The following is a 21965-nucleotide window of genomic DNA, read 5'->3' on the forward strand; positions in this document are numbered from 1 at the left end:
GCGGCGGTGACTGTTTTGAAACATCACCCGGCTGCTGCTTCGGTTCAGTTTCATACAAGCCAGAACTGGCACATCAGGTTGTGCAATTTATTGGCTCCTCCATGACAGCAAAGCGGAGAGGGTCAGTCTTGGCCTGGATCGGGCCTTGACCGGTCCAAGGTCCTGGATCACTTCTCCAGATCTGCCGCAGTGAAAACCGGAAATACCGGAAGGTCAGGCGCGTTTGCGACGTGAGGATTGCCGTTGCCGCGCCAGATTGCGCAAACGACGGCAAGAATGTCTGCTTGTTGCGCCAAGGCCAATCGATGAGCATCGGCGACGGCGCCGCCTGTGGTGATCACGTCCTCTATGAAGGTGATCCGGCGGCCTCTGACGTCCTGTCCTTCGATGGCGCGGCAGGTTCCATAGGTTTTTGCCTCCTTCCGGATAAAGGCGGCGGGAAGTCCTGTTTCCAACGAAATCGCGGTGACAAGCGGAATGCCGCCGAGTTCCAGACCAGCAAGGATTTCGGTTGTGGGGGGAAGAAGGGAGGCCATGGCCTTTGCCAGTTCTCTCAAGAGAACCGGGTTTCCCTCGAAGCGATATTTATCGAAATAACGGTTGGAGACCTGGCCGGAGCGCAACACGAATTCGCCCTCAAGGGTCGCCGTGGCTGCTATTTGTCTGGCGAGTTCCGCCAATGGGGAGGGCGCATTTCCGGTCATTTTCGGCCTCTCTGAACCTGTCGCAAATGCCGGATGGCTACACCGATTATGCGCATGCAACAAGCGCAAGTTGAGAGATTTGCGCCCCCTTTATCACTTCAATATTCTGTGCGTGGCAAAGAGGGCAGGGGGCAGCGCAGCCACCCCCTTACTTCATTCCTCACCTCAAGACGCCATCGCGTATCGTTGCTGCTGGCCATAGCTTCCGGCATTGGTGCGGAAGCGCTGGACCATCTGGGCGAGATGTTCGGTTTCCTGGGTCAGGCTCTGGGCTGCTGCGGTGGTTTGCTCCACCATGGCGGCGTTCTGCTGGGTGACCTTGTCCATCTGGTCGCCAGCGGCGGTGACTTCGCGTAGCGAGGTCGCCTGTTCGCGGGCGGCGTTGGCGATGTCGGTGATGGTGGTGCTCATCTCGACCACCTGCTCGACGATTTCCTTCAGCGAAGTGCCTGATGCGGTGACGAGGCCGACGCCGGTCTCGACTTGTGCGCTTGAGGTGGAGATCAGTGCCTTGATCTCCTTGGCGGCATTGGCCGAACGCTGGGCGAGTTCGCGCACTTCCTGGGCAACCACCGCAAAGCCCTTACCGGCTTCACCAGCGCGGGCGGCTTCCACACCGGCATTCAGGGCCAGAAGATTGGTCTGGAAGGCAATCTCATCGATGACGCCGATGATGTTGCCGATCTTTTCCGATGAGCCCTGGATGGCCGTCATCGCTTCCACGGCCCGGGCGACGATGTCGCCGCCCTTGGCGGCATTGTCGCGGGCGGCGGTGACGGCATGTTGCGCGCGGCCCGCGCCTTCGGCGGTGCCGTTGACGCCGCGCGATACATCGCCCAGTGCAGCAATGGTTTCTTCCAGCGAGGCGGCCTGCTGTTCGGTGCGGCGTGCCAGATCGTTGGAGGCGGCTGATATTTCGCCAAGGCCGGAGCGGATGGTGCTGACGGTGGAGACCACCGAGCCCATCGCGTCCTCAAGCGCTGCGACTGAGGTGTTGAAATTCTGGCGGATCGCCTCGAATTCCGGTGCAACATGGGTGTTCATCCGCACGGTCAGGTCGCCTGCGGCCAGCGCGTCGAAGCCTGCCTGCACCTGCTGGACGAAATGGCGCAGATCTTCCGCCTTGGCCAGTTCCAGCGCCGTCTGGCGCTCGCGGTCGCTCTCGACGCTGGCCCTGAGCTTTTCCTGTTCCGACTGCACGGACCGGCCATTGGCGAGATCAAGACGGAAGCTGTCGAGGGCCGAGGCCAGCATGCCGAATTCGTCGCTGCGGGTCTTGCCGGTCACTTCCGTCTGGTAATCGCCACCGCCCATGCGGCGCACGGCGGCCACCACGTCGCCCAGCGGGCGGCGCACGATCAGGATGGAAACGCCGTAGATCATCACCAGAGCAATGACCAGCAGGATCAACCCGCTGATGGCCGTGGAGGTCACCTGCGCAACGACCGGTTCGGAAAAGGTTTTGGCGGGAACATCGAGAACAGCGGCCCAGGTCTTGTTCATGCCCGGCGCCGTGAAAGGAAAGACCAGCCGCGTCGCACCGTCAGGCAGGCCGTGAATGATGCGCATCCTGCCATCGGCAAGGGCGGCCTTGACATCGGAGGCACCCGTATCGCCATAGGGCTTCATCAGCGTGTCCTTGTCGGGATGCACCAGCCAATTGCCATTATCGGCCACCAGCATCACCCGGCCGCCGTCAAATGGTGTCATGGCGCTGATCGAGGCAGAAAGATCGCCCAGTTGGACGTCAACGCCAGCAAGACCGATGATCTTGCCCTTGACGACGACGGGGGTTGAAACCGAGGTTAAAAGCTTGCCGGTGGTGGAGATATAGGGCTGGGTAATAAGCCCTTTGCCTGTGGTCAGAGGCTCAGCATACCACTGATCGGTGGTGGTCGTGACCCAGGTGGAAAATTCCAGGTTACCGCTATCATCCTTGGTCCAGTAAGCGGCGAAAATCCCGACCTTGTTGCTGCCCTCGGTGCCTTGCAGTTTCAGTTCCTGCGGGGCTTCCGGCACTTCGGTCATCCAGGCGCCGAACATGGTTTTGTAATGGGTCGGTACGCCTTTCAACAGCGCAATCACGTCGGTGCGGTTGCGTGAGCCATTTTCGATCAGACCGGACAGGCTGCCGGCCACACTGGTTCCGGCGGAGACGACATCGGTGATCTGCACGGCCACCTGATTGGCGACCGATGCCGCCTTTTCGGAGGCAAGTGCCACCACCTGGTCATTGACGCGCTTGCTGGTTTCCCAGCCGCTAAATGCCGTATAGGACGCAATCAGCGCCGCCATCGCGGCACCTGCCGCCAGCATAAGTTTTCCTGAAACAGTCCTTACCTGCATACTCATCGCAACCAACCCCCTCGGTTTGCCGAATTTAGGCTAAGGTTGCATAGAGATTCTAACGAAAGTCTAAGGCCGGACCTGCATTGCTGCACCGCACCCACCTTTTTTGTGAAAAAATTATTCCACTCGCGAAACCGCGAAAGCGAAATGCCGCCGAGTCATCCGGCGGCATCTATTTGCTTACCTTAGGGACGAATACCTGATGCCAATCTCACGACGCCTTGGCGTAGCGCTGGGGCTGGCTGGAATTGGCGGAATTGGTCCGGAAACGCCGGACCATATGAGCAAGATTTTCGGTTTCCTGGGCAAGGTTCTGGGCTGCGGCGGTGGTTTCTTCCACCATGGCGGCATTCTGCTGGGTGACCTTGTCCATGACATCGCCCGCATTCGTCACTTCGCGCAGCGATGTAGCCTGTTCGCGGGCTGAATTGGCAATGTCTGTGATTGTCGAACTCATATTGGCGACCTGGTCGACAATCTGTTGCAACGAGGTCCCCGAGGCGCTGACGAGATGGACCCCGGTTTCAACCTGGGCGCTGGAGGTGGAGATCAGCGTCTTGATTTCGCGGGCCGCATTGGCGGAGCGCTGGGCGAGTTCGCGCACTTCCTGCGCCACCACGGCAAAACCCTTGCCGGATTCCCCGGCGCGGGCCGCTTCCACCCCTGCATTCAGGGCCAGAAGATTGGTCTGGAAGGCAATTTCGTCGATGACGCCGATGATATTGCCGATCTTTTCGGATGAGCCCTGGATGGCGGTCATCGCCTCGATGGCGCGGGAGACAATATCTCCGCCCTTGGCGGCATTGTCGCGAGTGGCGGTGACGACCGTCTGCGCCCGGCCAGCCCCGTCGGCTGTGCCGTCGATGGCGCGTGACACATCGCCGAGTGCTGCAATGGTTTCTTCCAGCGATGCGGCCTGCTGTTCGGTGCGCCGCGCCAGATCGTTGGAGGCGGCCGAGATTTCGCCAAGACCGGACCGGATCGTGCCAATTGCGTGAACAACGGCGCCGATCGCTTCTTCAAGGCTTGCCACCGAGGTGTTGAAATTCTGGCGGATGGATTCGAATTCCGGTGCGACATTGTCCTGCATGCGCACGGTCAGATCGCCTGCTGCCAGGGCATTGAAGCCAGCCTGGACCTGCTGGACAAATTGCAGCAAATCCGCAGCCTTGGCCTTTTCCAGCGCGCTCTGGCGTTCCCGGTCCTGTTCCACGCTTTTGCGCAGGGAATCCTGCTCCTGCTGCACGCGCAGGCCATTGGAGAGTTCTCGGCGGAACTGGTCGAGTGCTGTCGCCAAGGTGCCAAATTCGTCGTGACGCTCCGTTCCGGCAATCGGTTTATTGTAATCGCCACCGGCCATCACACGCACACCTGCCACCACATTTGCCAATGGGCGGCGTACAATCAACGTCGAGACAAAATAAATCAGGCAAAGACCGATCGTCAGCATGATCAGGCAACTGGAGGATATGGCGATGATCTGTTCCTTGATCGGGCCTGTGAAGGTCTTTTCCGGAATGTCCAGCACCGTGGCCCAGGTCTTGTTCATGCCGGGGCTGGTAAAGGGAAAGACAATGCGTGTCGCGCCATCCGGCAGACCATGGATGACGCGCGTCTTGCCATCGGCAAGCGCCGCCTTGACCTCGGCAGCCCCGGTATCGGCATAGTCCTTCATCATCAGGGACTTGTCGGCATTCACAAGCCATTTGCCGTTATCGGCCAGCAGCATGATGCGGCCATCTTCGAAGGGCCGCAAAGCGCTGATTGTCGCGGCAAGATCGTCCAGCTTCACGTCGACGCCCGCCAGGCCGACAATCTTGCCATTCACCCTTACCGGCAAGGATACCGATGTCAGCAACTGACCGGTGGTCGAGATATAAGGCTGGGTGATCAAGCTCTTGCCGGTTGCCAGAGGTTCGGCATACCATTGATCGGTGGTTTTGATCTCCCAGGTGGAAAATCCCAGCTTGCCGCTGTCGTCCTTGGTCCAATAGGCTGTGAACCGACCCTGTTTGTTGGTGCCCTCAGCGCCTTGCAGTTTGAGGTCCGCCGGGACATCAGGCAATTCGGTCATCCAAGCGCCGAACATGCTTGGATATTGGGGCGGAATGTTTTTCAGCGAGGCGATGACATCGGCGCGGCTGCCTGCGCCGTTTTCAATCAATCCCGACAGGCTTGCCGCGACGCTGGTCGCTGAGGAAACCACATTGGTAATATCTGCGGTTACCTGCCTGGAGGCAAGCTCGGCCTTTTGCGTTGCCACAGCGACGATATTGTCACTCAGTTGGGTTTTGGTAGCAAATATGCCGACAATTGAGAAGCCGCCCAGAGAGATCGTTATCACGACCCCTGCCGCCAGCAGAAGCTTTGCTGAAACCGATTGCACTGGCATTTTCATCAAAAGACTCCGATTGGTTTCAAGGCCTACGGAACCGTATCTGTGATTTTCTAAATAAATGCTAATATTCGGTGTTCAAATCCAAATAGCCTGCCGAAATAGCGTCACGGATGGCAAGGATGCACCTGCGCCCAGCTTTGAAGGATTTGCAAATATCTCAAACGCATCGGGTGCTTGAGATATTTGCAAGGAGAGCATGACAGGTCCGTTTTAGACGAACTGGCTAAGGCCCGGGACGGATGCCACGACCTTGTCCACGACTTCGTCACCGGCATGTTCGCGGGCAATGGCCATGGTTTCCTTGGCAAGTGCCGAAATTTCTCCCATGCCAAGCCCGAGGCTCATCAATTGCTGGCCGAGACCCATGATGCCGCCACCGCCGATGGCGCTCATCAGGCCACCCAGCAGGCCGCCGCTCTTGCCTTCGCCATTGTGCATGGCCACCAGTTCAGGCGCGCCGGGCATGGCTTCGATCATCCGGGCAACCGCGCCGTCATCGGCTTCGCGCTGCAAAAAGCCCAGCATCATGCCAAGCGCCTTTTCCGCCGTGTCCGGGGCGATGCCGACATTGTCGGAAATGCGGGTGACCAATTCGCTCATGGGATGCTCCTCAAAGGTTTTTTGACGTTCACGTCAACGTAATTTACTCAGGCCGCAAACTCAAGCGGCAAGCGCCTTCAATCTGCTCAAAGCCGTGTGAAACCGCTGACGGAGTTGAGGATGTTCCATATTCTGCTAAGAACAACAAGTGCAGGACCGAAGGGGCATTCGGCGATTGTACACGTCCTTCAGTCGAAACCGGTTGAAGGAGAAGACCATGCAGCGCTTATGTGTTTGATAAGACGCGCCGTGCTGGCTTTGTGGAAGCGTGTCGAGGGGATGTGACGCGATGCTTGAAGATGGAAAATTGTTTCTCGGTGCCAGCCGCAAGCCGGATGATGCGTTCAACGCACCGGAATATCTGGATCTGAAACTTGCCAACCGCCACGGCCTCATCACCGGCGCCACCGGCACCGGCAAGACCGTGACGCTGCAAATCCTGGCCGAAGGGTTCGCCAGTGCGGGTGTTCCGGTGTTCTGCGCCGACATCAAGGGCGATCTGTCGGGCATCGCCGCGCCGGGGGAGGCCAAGGATTTCCTGATCAAGCGCGCTGAGGAGATCGGGCTTTCGCCCTATCCCTTCGAGGAATTTCCGGTCACCTTCTGGGATCTCTACGGCGAAAAGGGCCATAGGGTCCGCACAACCATCGCCGAAATGGGACCGCTTCTGCTGGCCCGGCTGATGGAGGCCTCGGAAGCCCAGGAAGGTGTGCTGAACATTGCCTTCAAAATCGCCGATGAGGGTGGACTGGCGCTGCTGGACCTCAAGGATCTGCAGGCGCTGCTGAGCTATATGGCGGAAAATTCCAGTGAATTATCGGGTCGGTTCGGGCTGATCTCCAAATCCTCGGTTGGCTCGCTGCAACGGGCGCTGCTGCTACTGGAAAGCCAGGGTGCCGACCAGTTTTTCGGTGAACCGGCGCTGTCCATCCAGGATATCATGCGGGTTGCGCCGGATGGGCGAGGGACGATTTCGGTGCTGGCCGCCGACCGACTGATGATGAACCCACGGCTTTATGCCACGTTCCTGCTCTGGCTGTTGTCGGAACTGTTCGAGGAACTGCCTGAAGTTGGCGATATGGCTCAGCCCAAACTGGTATTTTTCTTTGATGAGGCGCATCTCTTGTTTCGCGATGCGCCGAAAGTTCTTGTCGAGCGGGTGGAGCAGGTGGTGCGGCTGATCCGATCCAAGGGCGTCGGGGTCTATTTCGTCACGCAAAATCCGCTGGATGTGCCCGAAACCATTCTGGCGCAATTGGGCAACCGGGTGCAGCACGCACTGCGCGCCTATACGCCCCGCGAACAGAAGGCGGTGAAGACTGCCGCTGAAACCTTCCGGCCCAATCCGGCCTTTTCCTGCGAAGAGGCGATTACGGCACTTGGCACCGGTGAGGCCCTGGTCTCGACCCTTCAGGGCAAGGGTGTGCCCTCCATGGTCGAACGCACCCTGATCCGCCCGCCCTCCGCCCGCATTGGCCCGCTGACCGACAACGAGCGGACGGCAATCATCGGCGCCAGCCCGATGGCGAACCTCTACGATCGAACCATCGACCGGCACTCGGCCTTCGAAATCCTCGCGGAACGGGCCGAAAAAGCCACTGGGCGCAGCGGGGCCGACGGTAGGACCGATGACGGTGCCGAAGGCACCAGCGCCGCCAGTCGCTGGAAATTGCCGGGCTTTGGCGATGAAGCACCAGAGCAAAAAACCACCACCACCCGCCAAGCGCCTGACCGCACTGCACCCCCCGGCCGCCAACGCCAAACGGTGATCGAAGCCGCAATGAAAAGCGCCGCCCGCTCCCTGGCCAGCCAGGTCGCCAACCAGCTCGGCCGGGCGCTGGTCCGGGGGATTCTTGGGAGTTTGAAACGGTAGGATATGCTCGCCAAAGGGGGGTGTCATTGGGTGTCATTGGGTGTCAGGGGGGGGGCTGGCTGGCAGGGACGGCTTCCCAGGAAAACGGAACCGGTTTCGGCAATCGGCGATACACGACAGCGCCGTTCGCCAGATATGGCGCACAGAGGTTCGCTGCAGAAAATTATGCAGTCACAAAAAGACAGAGTTTGTCCTGAACGATCGATGTCGTTGGTTTCGCTCCAAATGACAGGATTTTCATCGCCCGATGAATAAGCCACCGGTCTCTAACCGGGGGCGTATATTTATGAACATTATCTAATGCAATCTATTGTAGAAAATTAAGTTAATCAATCGCTATTTGGTGGAATTATTGCCTGTTTCGGGTGGAAATTTTAGCATGAAACAGCTTCATTTTTAATGACCAATATCGATATATTTTGTCATGAAACTGTCACAATTGAAGATCCATCAAGATAATTGACTGCGAAAAGATAGGCCATGAAAATAAAATGGCCCGCGTAGATTCATATATAAGGGGTTCTTTTTATTTAATATAGGAATATCAATGTATATTTCGAACTTTGAATCAATTATATATTGTTCTTTGATTTTGATTCTGTCATTTTTTTCGTTTATATTATTCAATAAAAAATTATTTAATACAAAAATACCAAAAATTATATTATATATTATATTCGGTATTTTTCTTGGGCCGTATTCCCTCAATATTGAAGGTTGGTTTGAGCTTCATCGGGTGGGTGGGCGGATTGGTGAGGTTTATGCCCTCAGTAACGTCGCTCTCGGTTTTTTGATTGTTACGTCCTTCTCGAATATCCGGAGTGCGGAAAAGCAAGTCGATCTAAAATCGTTGGCCTCTTACATGACGGGTACGTTCGCGGCCCTTCTTCTGGCACTCTCGACGTCCCACATTGTTTTGCGCATTGCGCCGGGATTGACGTTTCCGTCTCAAACGGTCGGTGAGGAAAGAGCAACGATCCTTGTGCTTGCTCTGGCGGTCATCGTTACGTCTGTACCCTTTTTGACGAAAATCTTCATCGATCTCAAAATGATCGGGACCACCTTTTCATCGACGGTTCTCGTGTCGGCCTGTTTGCTGGATATTCTGATTTGGGCGGTGTTTCCCATCTCCGACGTGCTGCGAACGCAATCACAATTCGACCTTCTGCCGGTTTTGACAAGCTTGGTCATGACGTTGACTGCGGCTGGCGCCCTGTTTCTGGTAACCTTCTCCCTAGTCAAACTCTATGACAGATGGGCGCAACAGCATGAGAGCGGGCAAATCGGCATTGCTTTCATCATCGCTGTCTCCCTGGCCGCCGCTCTGACGTCTGCCTCCTTGGGTGCAGGTCTCTTGCTGGGGATGCTGATTGCAGGATTGTGTCTGGGGAGAGCAAAGTCTATCGCCGAGCGCAGTATGCCGTTCCTCGCCAAGCTGGCGCAATGGGTTTTCATTCCAGCGTATTTCATCCTTGTTGGGCGAGGCCTGGTTTTTGATAATGCCATATCGATCTACGATATTGCCGTCTTCCTGCTCTGGTCATCCGCACTGAAGATAGCATCGGTGACCATCGCCCACGTCCTGATGTCGAAAAATGCCCGGCAGTCCTTCCTCAATGGGGTCGTGTTCAACACGCGGGGCGGTCCGGGTCTCGTGCTCGCCACCGTCGCCTATTCGATGAACCTCATCAATGTAAACGCCTTCTCGGCATTCGTTGTCGCGTCTATCCTCACGGCCCCTGTGACAGAGCTTGTTCTCCGCTACCGGACTGACCACGCAAAGACCTCCACCGTTGGCGATGCCGCGCTGGAAGGAACCCTTTGAACTTCACATAACCGCTTCATTCGGAGACCTCTCATGGCGTCTATAGGTATTATCGCAACCATTGGTCCGGTTTCGGCCAATTTCACCACTCTGCAAGCGCTGAGAGAGGCCGGAATGACCGTGGCACGGTTGAATGGCTCTCATGGCAATCTCGATTGGCACAGGCAAACCATTCGCCTGATCCGTGAAGCCGTTCCCGGTGTTCCGGTCTTGCTCGACATTCCGGGGCGCAAGATCAGAACGATCCAGCTCGCCCACGAGCCAAGCTTCAAGGAAGGCGAAACCTTGATCCTGACGACAGATATCAGCCATGACGGCACTGAAAAAGTACCGGTGAATTTCGATGGCCTGCATGAGCAATTGGCTCCCGGCATACGGCTCTATGCTGACGACGGAACATTGTCCTTCCAGGTTGAGAGAATTGACGGGAGAGACATTCATGTGCGTGCCGGTGGCGATGGTACATTGCGGAGCCGGAAGGGCATTAACGTGCCTGACGTCTCTCTCGGACGGGAACTGGTTACATCGAACGACCGCACGATGGTCGATTTCGCCAGAGACAATAGGGTCGATTATCTCGGTATCAGCTTTGTCGAAAGCGCCGAACATGTCGATGCCATCCGTGGGCTGATCGGCGGTCGGGCGCCTCGCATCGTTGCAAAGGTCGAGAATCAGGGTGGTCTTGATAACTTGGAGGCCATTGTCGGCGCTGCTGACGTTATCATGATCGACCGTGGCGACCTTTCCGTCGAAACCAATGTCGATAGCGTTTCCGTGTTTCAGAAGCGGATTATCACAACCGCGAATGCGCATGGCAAGCCTGTGATTGTCGCGACGGAATTGCTGCATTCGATGATTGATAACCCCTATCCGACAAAGGCGGAAATCGGAGATATCACCAACGCCGTCATCGATGGTGCCAGCCTGTTGATGCTATCAGGCGAAACGGCAGTCGGGCGCTATCCGGTCGAGGCCGTCGGGCGGTTGAAGAATATCGCTGCCATTTCCCAAACCTATCTCTCCACATCCGCACCGCAGAGTGGTCCGAAACACGAGATCGCACGCGCTGTGAAGGCCCTCATCTCCACCCTGCCGGTGGACAAGATCGTTGTCGTCTCGCGCAGCGGCTACGCTGTGGGGCTGGTCGCGTCGGCGTCCGTTCAGCAGCAGGTCATTGCCGTCCATGACGACCCTTGGGTGGCAAGGACGCTGAACCTGGTGCCTGGCGTCTCCGGCATTCATCTTTCCAAGGTTGACTGGCAGGTGCCGTCTTCTGCGCTGCACGATTTGAAAGAGGTCAATGACGGCACATTGCTGCGTCCCGAAGACGTCGTGCTGATCGTCGGGGCAAACCAGGGCGATGACCGCGACTATTTCAACAGTTTCCAAACCCTGCGTGTCGGCGGAGCAAACCAGCCCGCCTTGCAGCCGAATTGATGCCGGAGTTTATTCGCGTGCTGACAATACTCACGGCCTTGATCCCCATCTTCACCTTGATTTTGATGGGGTTCATTCTCCATCGCCGCACTCTTCTGGCGTCCGAATTCTGGATGCCGTGCGAGCGATTGAACTACTTCTATCTCTTTCCAGCCTTGATGTTCAGCCAGATCGTGACGGCTGACCTTGCCGGTATTTCTTTGCGCCTTGTCACCATCGCTCTGCTGGGCGGCATTGTGCTGGGCGGCAGCATCGTCTTTCTGCTGCAAGCGCTGTTTCCGAGACCGGGGCCTGTTTTTTCCTCGGTTCTGCAAGGGGCTCTACGCCCCAACACCTATGTTGCCGTTGCCGCCGCGACCGCCCTTTATGGTCAGCCAGGATTAATGGTGACGGCTGTGGCCATCGCCATCACCATTCCGGTGCTGAATGTCGGATCGATCTTCATTCTGATGATCCATGGGGATAACGGCCCTGTCGGTAAAAGGCATATGGTGAAAACCATTGTTACCAATCCCGTCATTTTATCCGTGGTGCTTGGTGGCGTGGTCAATCTTGCCGGCATACCAATGCCGGATTTCGTGACAGCCATTCTCAAAATTTTGGGAAGCGCTTCCCTGCCACTTGGACTGTTAAGCGTCGGGGCCGGAATAGATTTTGCCGCTGTTCGCGCCTCGCGTGGCATGATTTGGTTGTCTTCGGCCATCAAGCTCGCTGTGCTGCCGGTTGCCACCTATGGGATCGGCACGTCGCTTGGCTTGACTGGCACATCTCTGGCAACGATCATCTTGTTCAATTCACTTCCGTGTACACCTTCCACCTATATCATGGCCCGGCTGTTCGGAGGAGATTATCGGATCGCGGCCAGCATTATCAGCATCCAGACGGCAATAGCGGCTGTGACGATACCTTTGGTGCTGGCCGCTTTGGTTTAGTGCCTCTCCAAGAAAGTGAAAACGCTTACGCCGCCCGGCGTCTCTGATTGCTGGTGGTATTGGGGAGTGTGAAGTCCGAGACAAGCTGCTGCAAACGCACGCTTTCTTGCGCAAGGTTGGCGCTGGCGGCGCTGGTTTCTTCTACCATGGCGGCATTCTGCTGGGTGACTTGGTCCATCTGGTTGACGGCGGTATTGACCTCCGACAGGCCGACCGATTGTTCACGCGAGGAGGTGGCGATTGCGTCCATCAGGCCGTTGATTGTCGTGACGTGATGTTCGATGGCCTTCAGCACGTCGCCGGTTTCCTGCACCTGACGCACGCCGTTTTCCACTTCCTGGGTGGATTTGTTGATTAGTTCCTTGATTTCGCGCGCGGCCTTGGCCGAGCGTTGCGCCAGTTCGCGCACTTCGGTGGCAACCACGGCAAAGCCACGGCCCGCTTCGCCGGCGCGGGCGGCTTCAACGCCGGCATTCAGCGCCAGGAGATTGGTCTGGAAGGCAATCTCGTCGATCACGGTGATGATGTTGGAGATCTGGTTGGAGGAGTGCTCGATACGCTGCATGGCGTTGATGGCTTCACTCACCACCTGGCCGGATCGGACCGCGCTGCTGTTGGCTTCCTTGGCCACGCCACGTGCTTCTTCGACACGCCGTGAGGAATTGCTGACATTGACGGTGATCTGGTCGAGTGCGGCAGCGGTCTCTTCCAGAGATGCGGCCTGCTGTTCGGTGCGTTTGGAAAGGTCGTCCGCGCTCTGGCTGACTTCGCGTGAGCCGTCGCTGATAGCGTTAGCAGAGGTGGCAACGGTGGAAATCGTGCTGCCCAATTGGGCGACAGCGGTATTCAGGTCGAGGCGCAGAGCGTCAAATTCCGGGGCAAACGGTTCGTTCAGTTCAAACCCGAGGTCGCCTGCGGCCAAGCGTTTCAGGCCGGATGCCAGACCTGCGGTGGCTTCCTGCAATTTCTTCTGTGCGGCGGCTTCGGCTTCCTGCTGAAGGCGCAGCTTTTCGGATTCTGCCTTTTCGCGGGCGCTGGCGGCTTCGGCTTCCAGGGCGCGGTTGCGCAATATTCCGTCTTTAAACACCTGAAGGGCTGCGGCCATGGCGCCGATTTCGTCCTTGCGGCTCATGTAAGGCACGCTGCCGCTGGTATCGCCGGAAGACAGGGTCCGCATAGTGTCCGTCATGTGCTTCAAGGGACGCACGACCCGCAGGCTGCTGATCAGCGCCGCGCCGATGCCGATGCTGAACGCCAGAGCAAGAGCGATATAGGTCACGGTCGTGGCCAGGGAAATTTGCTCGGCGTTGGCTGCACCTTCGTCTTTGGCATTTTCGGCCAGATCATCAACGGCGGCCTGGATATCGTCGCCGGCCTTGCCATAGGCAGCCAGTGACTCTCCCAGAAATATCTGTTTTGCCTCATCCGCACTGCCGTTGTCCGTCAAGGTCTTGACCTTCTGCCACAATTGCTCGGCCTTGGCCCAATCCTTGGAGAAGGTGTCGTAAAGCTCTTGGTCTTCTTTGTCGACGATCAGCGGCTCATACTGCTTTCTAGACTGTGCGAGTGCGTCATAGGCCTTGTTCAGCGATCCCAGAAAGATGGCTCGTTGCTCAGGTGTGGCGGCGCTGCGATAATTGCTCTGCGCAACGCGGATATCGCCCAGATCGGCATTGATCTGCCCCATGAGGATGAAGGACGGAACCCGCTTATCAACGATCTGATTGGTCCCAACCGATATGGTGTTCAGCGAAGTCACCGCATAAATGCCCTGGCCGACCACGACCAGAAGAATGACTGCGAACAGTGATATGAGAAGTTGGCCAAGAGAGATGCGCATTATTTAAATCTCCGGAGCCGCACGGCCCGCTTTCTTGCAAAGTTACCATTGGGATATTGCCAGCCGCGATTGTTATGGCAAATAGGTTTAAATATTAATAATGTTGAATAATGTCAAAAACCCCAGCCAACGCTTTGATTTTCCCGTAAAAATAGAAGGGTAAAATACGCTCTCGTCTTGAGAGGCTAAAGCCAACGCAAATCGCGTACTTGCAGTACTGTTTTCGGTATTCTGTCACGATCCCGCGATATACTGTCTTGCTTATGCCATGGTCACGGTTTCAAACCACCTGACGTTTGATGCCAGAACGGGCAATGAGCGGGCAAGGCAAGGGGTACGAGATGGCGGATGCATGCGTGGTGGGTTCGGCAACGGGCTTTGTCGATCTGAGTTTTGTCCAGACCGCGTTTCTAGGCGTGGTGCAGGGGGTGACGGAACTGGTGCCGGTGTCGTCCTCGGCCCATATGCGGGTGGTGCCAGCGCTGCTGGGCTGGCCCGATCCGGGCGCTGCCTTTTCAGCCGCCATGCAGATGGCGGCGCTGGTCGGGGTGATCAGCTATTTCTGGCGCGATATTTACGGACTGGCCAGCGGTTCGATCAGCGCTGTCAAACGCCGCGACTTCGAGAATTTCGATTTCCAGCTGGTGTTGTGGATTCTGATCGCCACGCTGCCGATCATCGTCGCCGGGCTGGCGCTGTCGCATACGCTGAACAGCTGCGGTTCGCCGCTGCGTAGCCTCTGGGCTGTGGGGCTGGCCTGTCTGGTCATGGGCGGGCTGTTGGCCGCCACCGAGCTTCTGGCCAAACATCGCCGCGACCTGCCCAGCATCCGCCCGCTGGATATTCTTCTCGTCGGCATCGCCCAGGTCGGCGCGCTGATCCCCGGTGTGTCGCGTTCCGGCGCGACGATGACGGCGGCGCTGGCGCTGGGCTTCAAGCGTGAGGAAGCAGCGCGCTTTTCCTTCCTGCTCGGCCTGCCAGCCATTCTTCTGGCTGGTCTCAAGGAGGTCTGGGAATTGCACAAGCTGGCGCTGGACAGCCATGGCTGGGCGCTGCTGGGTGTCGGCCTGGTGGCCGGTGGCATCTCCTCGCTCATCGCGATCTGGGGTCTGATGCGCTTTCTGGAGCGTTTCTCCACCTGGCCATTCGTGATCTACCGGATCATTCTGGGCGTGGTCCTGCTGGCGGCGGCCGCCTCCGGCATGGCGTCCTAAACCTGGGCCTCGTAATCCGGGGCCTTCAAACCACCTGCATCGCGCCGGGGCCAGGCACGGCACCCGGCGGCACTTTGCCCATGATGATCATGCCCAGCACCTCGTCCTTGGTAACATCCCCTGTGCGGGCATGGCCGACCACCTTGCCGTTTTTCATCACAAACACCCGGTCGGCGAGATCGAAGACATCGTGAATGTCGTGGCTGATCAGGAAAATGCCGATGCCTTCCTTTTTCAGTTGCAGGATCAGCTCGCCCACCTGGGCGGTTTCCTGAGGACCGAGCGCTGCGGTCGGCTCATCCATGATCAGGATGCGGGCATCAAACAGGATGGCGCGGGCAATGGCCACCGATTGCCTCTGGCCGCCTGACAAGGCTTTCACCGGCTCCTTGAAGCGCTGGAAATTCGGGTTGAGCCGGCCCATCACCTCGCGGGCCTTCGCCTCCATCGCCACATCATCCAGCGTGCCCCAGGGGGTGCGCAGCTCGCGGCCGAGATAGAGATTGGCGGCGGCATCGACATTGTCGGCGACGGCCAGCGTCTGGTAGATCGTCTCGATGCCGTAGCGCTTGGCATCGCGCGGATTGTTGATCTCGGCCGGTTCGCCATTGATCAGGATTTCGCCACCATCGCGCTTGTAGGCGCCCGACAGGATCTTGATCAGCGTCGATTTGCCCGCACCGTTATGGCCGAGCAGGGCGACCACCTCACCGGCATGAAGATCCACCGAGGCATCATCGACGGCATGAATACCGCCGAAGGAGATGGAAATATTCTTCATTTCCACAAGAGGCGTGTTCTGTTGTGTCATAACGTTTCTCCTGCTTTTTATCGGGTGCGGGCGCGGTAAACCGTATCCAGCCAGACCGCGACGACCAGCACCATGCCGATGACAATGCTTTGCAGCGGCGTATCCATGCCCAGCAGCACCATGCCAGAATTCAGCGATTGCATGACGATGGCACCCAGTACCGCACCGGCAATGGTGCCGGCCCCACCGGCCAGCGATGTGCCGCCAATCACGGCTGCGGCAATGGTGTAAAGCTCGTCCAGCGTGCCCTGCGCATTGGTGGCGGCATTGAGACGGGCGGTGGAAATCGCCGCGGCAATGGCGCAAAGCGCGCCCATCAGCGCAAAGATCCGCACTGTCACCCAGCGGGTCTTGATGCCCGCCAGCACGGCAGCTTCCGGATTGCCGCCAATGGCAAACACATAGCGGCCAAACCTTGTGCGGTTGGTGATGAAGTTCATGACCATGGCAATGCCAAGCGCGATCAACACCGGAATGGCAATACCCAGCGAAATGTCCAGCCCGCTGTCCGGCCAGGCGATATTGTTGGCCTCGGCATATTTGCGGGCCAGATTGACGGGCATGTAATAGCTGTTGAGCACGCTGACGGAGCCAAGCACCGCACCGCAGCCGATCAGTCCCATGAAATATTCAGCCCAGATCGGCTTTAGCGGAAAGCCGAACCGCTTGCGCTGACGGCGGGAATGCAGGATCGACAACACGATGAACACGCAGGCGATGATCCCGACCACCCAGCTGGCGGTGGCCCCAATCGAGCCATCCGCACCGCCGCCCATCAGGCGAAAACGGGTATCCATCGGCGCGACGGTCGCACCGCTCGTGACCATCCAGGCGCAGCCGCGCCAGACCAGCAGACCGCCCAGCGTGACGATGAAGGACGGCACGTTGAGAAAGGCGATGATCACGCCCTGAAACGCCCCGATGGCAGCGCCGATGACAATGCCGAGCGAGAGCGCCAGCACCCACATCAGCGGATGGTCGTAGCCGAGCAGCTGCGGCAGAAACTTGGTTTGGGTGACGGCCATCATCATGCCGACAAAGCCCAGGATCGATCCGACGGACAGATCGATATTGCGGGTGACGATAACCAGCACCATGCCCGTGGCCATGACCGAGACCGACGCCGCCTGGACCGATAGGTTCCACAGATTGCGCGGGGTCAGAAACAGACCATCCGACAGAATATGGAAGCCGAACCAGATGAGCAGCAGCGCGACCACCATGCCCATCAACCGGGTGTCGATTTCGGTAGCGTTCAGAAACCGCCGCCAGGGACTGACCGTTGACGGACGCGCACTGCTGGATGCTGCGCCAAGTGTGTGATCCACCATGGATCGGGTACTCCTCTATGGTCTTCCGGCAGATGTATCGCCGCACAACTGGGAGCGGCGGAATGGAATTGGGTGAGAGCGTTCCGGTGAAGGATCACTTAGAAATCACTGTCGACGCGGACTCGTTGTCTTTTGCGAAATCTGTTTCAAGCCAGCGGACGCATTGCTCGGCTTCGCCGCCCCCTCATCCGGCTGCCGCCACCTTCTCCCCGCTGGGGAGAAGAGATATGTGGCGCCGTTTTGCTCGCCATCTGGCGAGGGAGAAGGCAGATTCCCTCCTTTTTCCTGGCGTCAGAAAGAGGCTCGTGGCTATCGCCTTGGTCTCTTCTCCCCAGCGGGGAGAAGTCCCCGGCAGGGGGATGAGGGGGTGCGAAGCCAATAAACGAGACGCATCGCTCAATGTTACAGGCCGCAGCGCAATCTCTCACGCCACGGCCCATATCGTCAGAACTTACTTGCACACCTCAACCGCGCCAGCTTTCACACCCTGGCACAGCGTCTTCTTGTCGATCCACTTGGCATCCAGAACAACGTTGAGATTGTCCTTGGTGATGGCCTGCGGCATCAGGAATTGCGATTCCATTTCCACGCCCTTGGTGCCGCCCTTGAATTTGGCAGTGCCGGGGATTTCGCTCATCTTCTTGCCACTGGCCAGCGCCACGGCCACGTCACCGGCTTTCTTGCCCAGCAAGCGGCTGTCTTTCCAGACGGAGACGGTCTGGGTGCCGAGTGCGACGCGGTTCAACGCTGCCTTGTCGCCATCCTGGCCGGAAACGGGCACGGAACCGGCAAGCCCCTGTGCTTCCAGCGCTGCGACAACGCCGCCCGCCATGCCGTCATTGGACGAGACGACCGCATCGACCTTGTTGTTGTTGGCGGTCAAAAACTGCTCCATGTTCTTCTGGGCAATTTCCGGCTTCCAGCCATCGGTATAGGCTTCGCCAACATTCTTGATCTTGCCGCTGGCCATGGCATCCTTCAGCACTTCCATCTGGCCGGAAAACACGAAATCGGCGTTCGGGTCGGTCGAGCCACCCTTGATGAACACGTAATTGCCTGTGGGCTTGACCTTCATCACTTCCTTGGCCTGCAAGCGGCCGACTTCCTTGTTGTCGAACGTGATGTAATAGGTGTTGGGGTTCTCAATCAGGCGGTCGTAGCCGATGACAGGAATGCCTTCCGCCGCAGCCTTTTCGATGGCCGGGCCAATGGCGCTCGAATCCTGCGCCAGCACGATCAGCGCATTGGCACCCTGCGCGATCAGGCTTTCGATATCGGTCAACTGCTTGGCGGCGGATGTCTGGGCGTCGGCGGAAATATACTTTGCACCATGCGCCTTCAGTGCTTCCTTGATGGCGGCCTCATCGGTCTTCCAGCGCTCTTCCTGGAAGTTGGACCAGGACACGCCAACCACCAGATCCTTGGCATGAACAGGACCATAGGCGGACGTCATGACGGCAGCCACTGCCATCAGTTTCAAAACGGATTTCATTGTAAACCTCCCCAGGTGAAGGCAGCGCGGGCAGACCTCCTCGTCCGCCGCCACGCTGCCAGAAAACTGCCTCTGTTCCCCAATCATCAGGCTCTTTCAAGCCAGACGATTGTTTTTCTCGACAGTCGAGAAAATAACTGGCAGAAGAAATTCACCCTGTCAATACGCCTGTTGTGAGCATAAACGGGTGCATGGGGCGGGACCTGCAACACCTGTGAGTTTGCCCAGAGGGAAAGGAACAGCGCTTTTCCCAAAATGACAAATGGGTCATAGAAAAATCAGACCCTGCTGGTTCAGGATGACCCAGAAGGATATGGGCGTTGCAGTGAAACAGATGCTTTGGGAGGGGCATGTGGTTCAGGCCGAGATGACAGAAAACAGGAACAGGTCGGCGCATCGATGCTGATGAAATCCAGCACCGAACAGATCCGCCGCCAGAATTCGGCCCTGGTTCTCGCCGCCTTGCGGGTGGAGCAGGCCATGTCCCATACCCAGATCGCCGCCGTGACCGGTCTTGCCTCGGCAACGGTGACCGCCATTACCAGTGAGCTGGAACAGGCCGGTGTGATCGAGCGGCATGAGCAGCAGATTGCTGGCGCACGGGGCAGACCGCGTGTCGCCCTGTCGCGCCGCAGGGATTTCGCCTATGTGATGTCGGTCAGGATTTCCTCCGACCGGCTGAATTACACCCTGTCGGATTTTCGCGGCAAGCTGATGGACCGTTTCGAGGAACCGCGCCCGCTTGATGTGTCTGCGGCAGGCTTTATTGAAGGGCTAGGCCGCAACCTTGCCCGTCTGGCCAGCCGGTCGAAACTGGAGCCGGAAAAGGTCGCCGTTCTCTCTGTCAGTTCCAAAGGCATTGTCGATGCGGGCGGCGCAAGACTGTTGTGGACACCGGTATTCGGCCAGCAACCGCTCGACCTCAAGGCGGCCCTTGGTGATTTCGAAAAGGCTATGGCTCTGCTCAGCAACGAGACCCTGCTGGTGGCTCACGGTCTCAGCCGCCGCATGGATGCCCAGGATGGCACGTTTCGCGGCCTGATCGCGCTGTCGCTTGGCCACAGCATTGGTCTCGGTATTGCAAGGCCGATGCCGGATGGCACGGTGGCGGTCAGCGCCCCGAATTTCGGCCATATGCTCAATACCGCCGACAGCAAGTTGTGCCGCTGCGGCGCACGCGGCTGTATCGAGGCCTCCGCCGGCTTCTACGGCATTCTGCGCATGGCGTTTGAAGTGCGGCCCGATACCATTCCCGCCAAGTTTGTGCCGATTACCGAGATGGACAAAATCGCGCTCTCGGCGCGCCAGGGCAATCGCATGGCCCAATATGCCTTCCGCCAGGCAGGGCTGGCACTCGGCCAGGGCCTGTCACGGGTGTTCAGCCTCCACGAAACGCTCCCCGTCACCATCACCGGCCCTGGCACCCGCTACTATGACCTGCTGGCGCAGGGGCTAGAGGAGGGCCTTGCCCAATCCCTGCAAGTCCGCCTCGACGGCGCCCCACCGATCAGCCTTGTTGGCGACGAGGCCGATCTGGTGCAGGAGGGGCATGTGGATCATGCGCTGCGGGCGATTGATGAGCGGTTGTTTGGGGGTGGGTGAGGCGTAGCAGCCTCCCAAATGCCCAGCAGGTTCAGCCCCGCTTGGTCACACTGACCATTTGCTTTTCAACCATATCGATGATGCGTGCCAGCACCTCTTCAAAAAACGCTTTCGGTAGCATTCCGTAATCCACTCTGGACGGGGCGGATGGAAGGTTACGCAGATGGATTCCAGGCCATAAAAATCGATTGGTCTCACCGAGACGAATGTAATTCCCGCTATCGTCAAGGCCACATTGCCTGCAAATATCGGAGGGGATTTCGATGGATAGATGTTCTTCTCCCGATTCGGGAGGAGAGTGCGTGATCGGGATAACCGTCACCAAGCCAGTTTTCTTGGACGACAAGATTATAGCGCAAGGTCGATCCTTGTCACCAATCGTAAATCCGCTCAACTCGTCTTTGCGCCAGAGGTAATTGTAACGAACGACAAGACCAGGAATAGGGTCCGGATAGGTCACTTAGAGATGACGCCCCATTCGGTGTCCCGAAGCTCCGCAAGCATGTCCTCGTCGAATTCGCTGAAGGTGACGACCTGCCGTTCCATTTTTTTCAAATGCCGATAATGTTCCAGCTCACGGGCGCTGAGATAACCGCCGATCACCCGTTCATGGGAGGTGATCTCGATCACCCCGGCAGCATGGGCCTCATCCTGATACTGGGCAAAATGACGGGAAAATTGGGTCGCGGATACCCGCATTGCATCTGCCATGGCCCGTCTCCTTTAATAAAGGTGTAAAATACGTAATTTGCGCAAAATGTCAATGAGAGTCGATAGAACTTCGGTCGATCAGCCAGCCGCAACTCGATCATCGGCTTATTTAACGTGACTGTGTTCCAGAGAACCTACAGTGCGGCACACTCTTTCGGCGCAAAGGATTTACCGAATTTCAAAGCCAGTGACGGGAGGGGTGGTCTCTCTGTTCGCCACCGCATGTTGCGTGTAACTGAATGAGGTAAACTGGACGCTGAATTCCTGGCTGAGGCCATCGGATAAACGGCGCGGCACCAGCAAAAAGCCATGCGACAGCCGGTCATTGTTGGAGAAGAACTCATCATACCATATTTCCGTGGGATGCTCATGCAGGGCCTCGACCAGGATCTCCCGTCCCATGATTGTCGCATGGGTGTATTGGATTTCCGTCCGCCAATAACCAATTTGAAGATCTCCGGTCAGGAGAACCAGCTTGAGCCTCTTCGAAGCCTGCTCGAAAACGGCATGTTCAATAATCGCATCATTCAAACTGACCGATGTCGCGAATGTGTAAACGGCGCTGTCTTTGTCCAGGGTGCTCAGAAACTGGCTGTATTCTGCGACCGGATCGCCGTCATCCTGATCGCCTGTCGCCCATTCTAACGTGAAAAACTGCATTTCCGCTCCTACCTCGGCTCTTGGGGGAGGGCGGTCAAAGTCTCAGCCTCGATATTGCCACTCAAAAAGATCGATAACAGACGTCGCAGGCATGCACGAGCGCTGGGTTACCACCAGCGAATGAACGCGTGACAGCCCTCATTCGCTGTCGCGCTTTATATCTGCTCTATAATTCCACCCGATGGT

At 57.7% G+C, this 21965-nt stretch carries 17 protein-coding genes; 6 read left to right on the forward strand and 11 right to left on the reverse strand.

Annotated elements, in window-relative coordinates; genetic code table 11:
* Positions 1–167: 167 nt before the first annotated feature.
* The 4 genes from pyrE to AVI_RS04765 all read right to left on the reverse strand — a co-directional run bounded on the left by pyrE (position 168) and on the right by AVI_RS04765 (position 6051).
* The gene (gene pyrE, locus AVI_RS04750) at positions 168–704 is read right to left on the reverse strand and encodes an orotate phosphoribosyltransferase (RefSeq protein WP_015915277.1); all 537 of its coding nucleotides are present in this window, start codon (positions 702–704) and stop codon (positions 168–170) included.
* A gap of 165 nt (positions 705–869) precedes the next feature.
* Positions 870–3020 carry a methyl-accepting chemotaxis protein gene (locus AVI_RS04755; protein ID WP_234895323.1) on the reverse strand — a complete coding sequence of 717 codons (2151 nt, stop codon included), beginning with the start codon at positions 3018–3020 and terminating at the stop codon, positions 870–872.
* Positions 3021–3264: 244 nt separating this feature from the next.
* The gene (locus AVI_RS04760) at positions 3265–5451 is read right to left on the reverse strand and encodes a methyl-accepting chemotaxis protein (RefSeq protein ID WP_015915279.1); all 2187 of its coding nucleotides are present in this window, start codon (positions 5449–5451) and stop codon (positions 3265–3267) included.
* Positions 5452–5661: 210 nt separating this feature from the next.
* Positions 5662–6051, reverse strand: coding sequence for a hypothetical protein (locus AVI_RS04765; protein WP_015915280.1), 390 nt, complete (start codon positions 6049–6051; stop codon positions 5662–5664).
* Positions 6052–6340: 289 nt separating this feature from the next.
* Between AVI_RS04765 and AVI_RS04770 the strand changes: the two genes are divergently transcribed.
* From AVI_RS04770 to AVI_RS04785, 4 genes are all read left to right on the forward strand, one after another.
* Entirely contained in the window at positions 6341–7924 is a 1584-nt protein-coding gene (locus AVI_RS04770; RefSeq protein WP_015915281.1) for a helicase HerA-like C-terminal domain-containing protein, read from the forward strand.
* A 547-nt stretch (positions 7925–8471) separates the two neighbouring features.
* Positions 8472–9749, forward strand: coding sequence for a cation:proton antiporter (locus tag AVI_RS04775; RefSeq protein WP_015915282.1), 1278 nt, complete (start codon positions 8472–8474; stop codon positions 9747–9749).
* 33 nt (positions 9750–9782) lie between these two features.
* Positions 9783–11186 carry a pyruvate kinase gene (gene pyk, locus AVI_RS04780; RefSeq protein WP_015915283.1) on the forward strand — a complete coding sequence of 468 codons (1404 nt, stop codon included), beginning with the start codon at positions 9783–9785 and terminating at the stop codon, positions 11184–11186.
* A gap of 17 nt (positions 11187–11203) precedes the next feature.
* Positions 11204–12118, forward strand: a complete 915-nt coding sequence (locus AVI_RS04785; protein ID WP_139192286.1) for an AEC family transporter — start codon at positions 11204–11206, stop codon at positions 12116–12118.
* Positions 12119–12143: 25 nt separating this feature from the next.
* Here AVI_RS04785 and AVI_RS04790 read toward each other — a convergent pair whose 3' ends face one another.
* Entirely contained in the window at positions 12144–13958 is a 1815-nt protein-coding gene (locus AVI_RS04790; RefSeq protein WP_015915285.1) for a HAMP domain-containing methyl-accepting chemotaxis protein, read from the reverse strand.
* A gap of 341 nt (positions 13959–14299) precedes the next feature.
* Here AVI_RS04790 and AVI_RS04795 point away from each other — a divergent pair, with 341 nt between their 5' ends.
* Positions 14300–15172, forward strand: coding sequence for an undecaprenyl-diphosphate phosphatase (locus tag AVI_RS04795; protein ID WP_015915286.1), 873 nt, complete (start codon positions 14300–14302; stop codon positions 15170–15172).
* 25 nt (positions 15173–15197) lie between these two features.
* Here AVI_RS04795 and AVI_RS04800 read toward each other — a convergent pair whose 3' ends face one another.
* The 3 genes from AVI_RS04800 to xylF all read right to left on the reverse strand — a co-directional run bounded on the left by AVI_RS04800 (position 15198) and on the right by xylF (position 18806).
* Complete coding sequence (locus tag AVI_RS04800) at positions 15198–15983, reverse strand: ATP-binding cassette domain-containing protein (protein WP_015915287.1); 786 nt, start codon at positions 15981–15983, stop codon at positions 15198–15200.
* A 17-nt stretch (positions 15984–16000) separates the two neighbouring features.
* Positions 16001–17314 carry a sugar ABC transporter permease gene (locus tag AVI_RS04805; protein ID WP_015915288.1) on the reverse strand — a complete coding sequence of 438 codons (1314 nt, stop codon included), beginning with the start codon at positions 17312–17314 and terminating at the stop codon, positions 16001–16003.
* A gap of 451 nt (positions 17315–17765) precedes the next feature.
* Entirely contained in the window at positions 17766–18806 is a 1041-nt protein-coding gene (gene xylF, locus AVI_RS04810; protein WP_015915289.1) for a D-xylose ABC transporter substrate-binding protein, read from the reverse strand.
* 399 nt (positions 18807–19205) lie between these two features.
* Between xylF and AVI_RS04815 the strand changes: the two genes are divergently transcribed.
* Positions 19206–20408 carry an ROK family transcriptional regulator gene (locus AVI_RS04815; RefSeq protein ID WP_015915290.1) on the forward strand — a complete coding sequence of 401 codons (1203 nt, stop codon included), beginning with the start codon at positions 19206–19208 and terminating at the stop codon, positions 20406–20408.
* 31 nt (positions 20409–20439) lie between these two features.
* Here the strand turns inward: AVI_RS04815 and AVI_RS04820 are convergent, their stop codons facing one another.
* The 3 genes from AVI_RS04820 to AVI_RS04830 form a co-directional block, all read right to left on the reverse strand.
* Positions 20440–20868, reverse strand: coding sequence for a hypothetical protein (locus AVI_RS04820; RefSeq protein ID WP_139192285.1), 429 nt, complete (start codon positions 20866–20868; stop codon positions 20440–20442).
* Positions 20865–21119: a type II toxin-antitoxin system Phd/YefM family antitoxin gene (locus tag AVI_RS04825; RefSeq protein ID WP_041696325.1), complete on the reverse strand. Its 255-nt coding sequence runs from the start codon at positions 21117–21119 to the stop codon at positions 20865–20867. Before AVI_RS04825 ends, AVI_RS04820 begins: the two co-directional genes overlap by 4 nt.
* A gap of 168 nt (positions 21120–21287) precedes the next feature.
* On the reverse strand, positions 21288–21779 hold the full coding sequence (locus tag AVI_RS04830) for a hypothetical protein (RefSeq protein ID WP_015915292.1): 492 nt from the start codon (positions 21777–21779) through the stop codon (positions 21288–21290).
* Between the last annotated feature and the right edge of the window lie 186 nt (positions 21780–21965).

Source organism: Allorhizobium ampelinum S4 (assembly GCF_000016285.1).
Taxonomy (GTDB): Bacteria; Pseudomonadota; Alphaproteobacteria; order Rhizobiales; family Rhizobiaceae; genus Allorhizobium; species Allorhizobium ampelinum.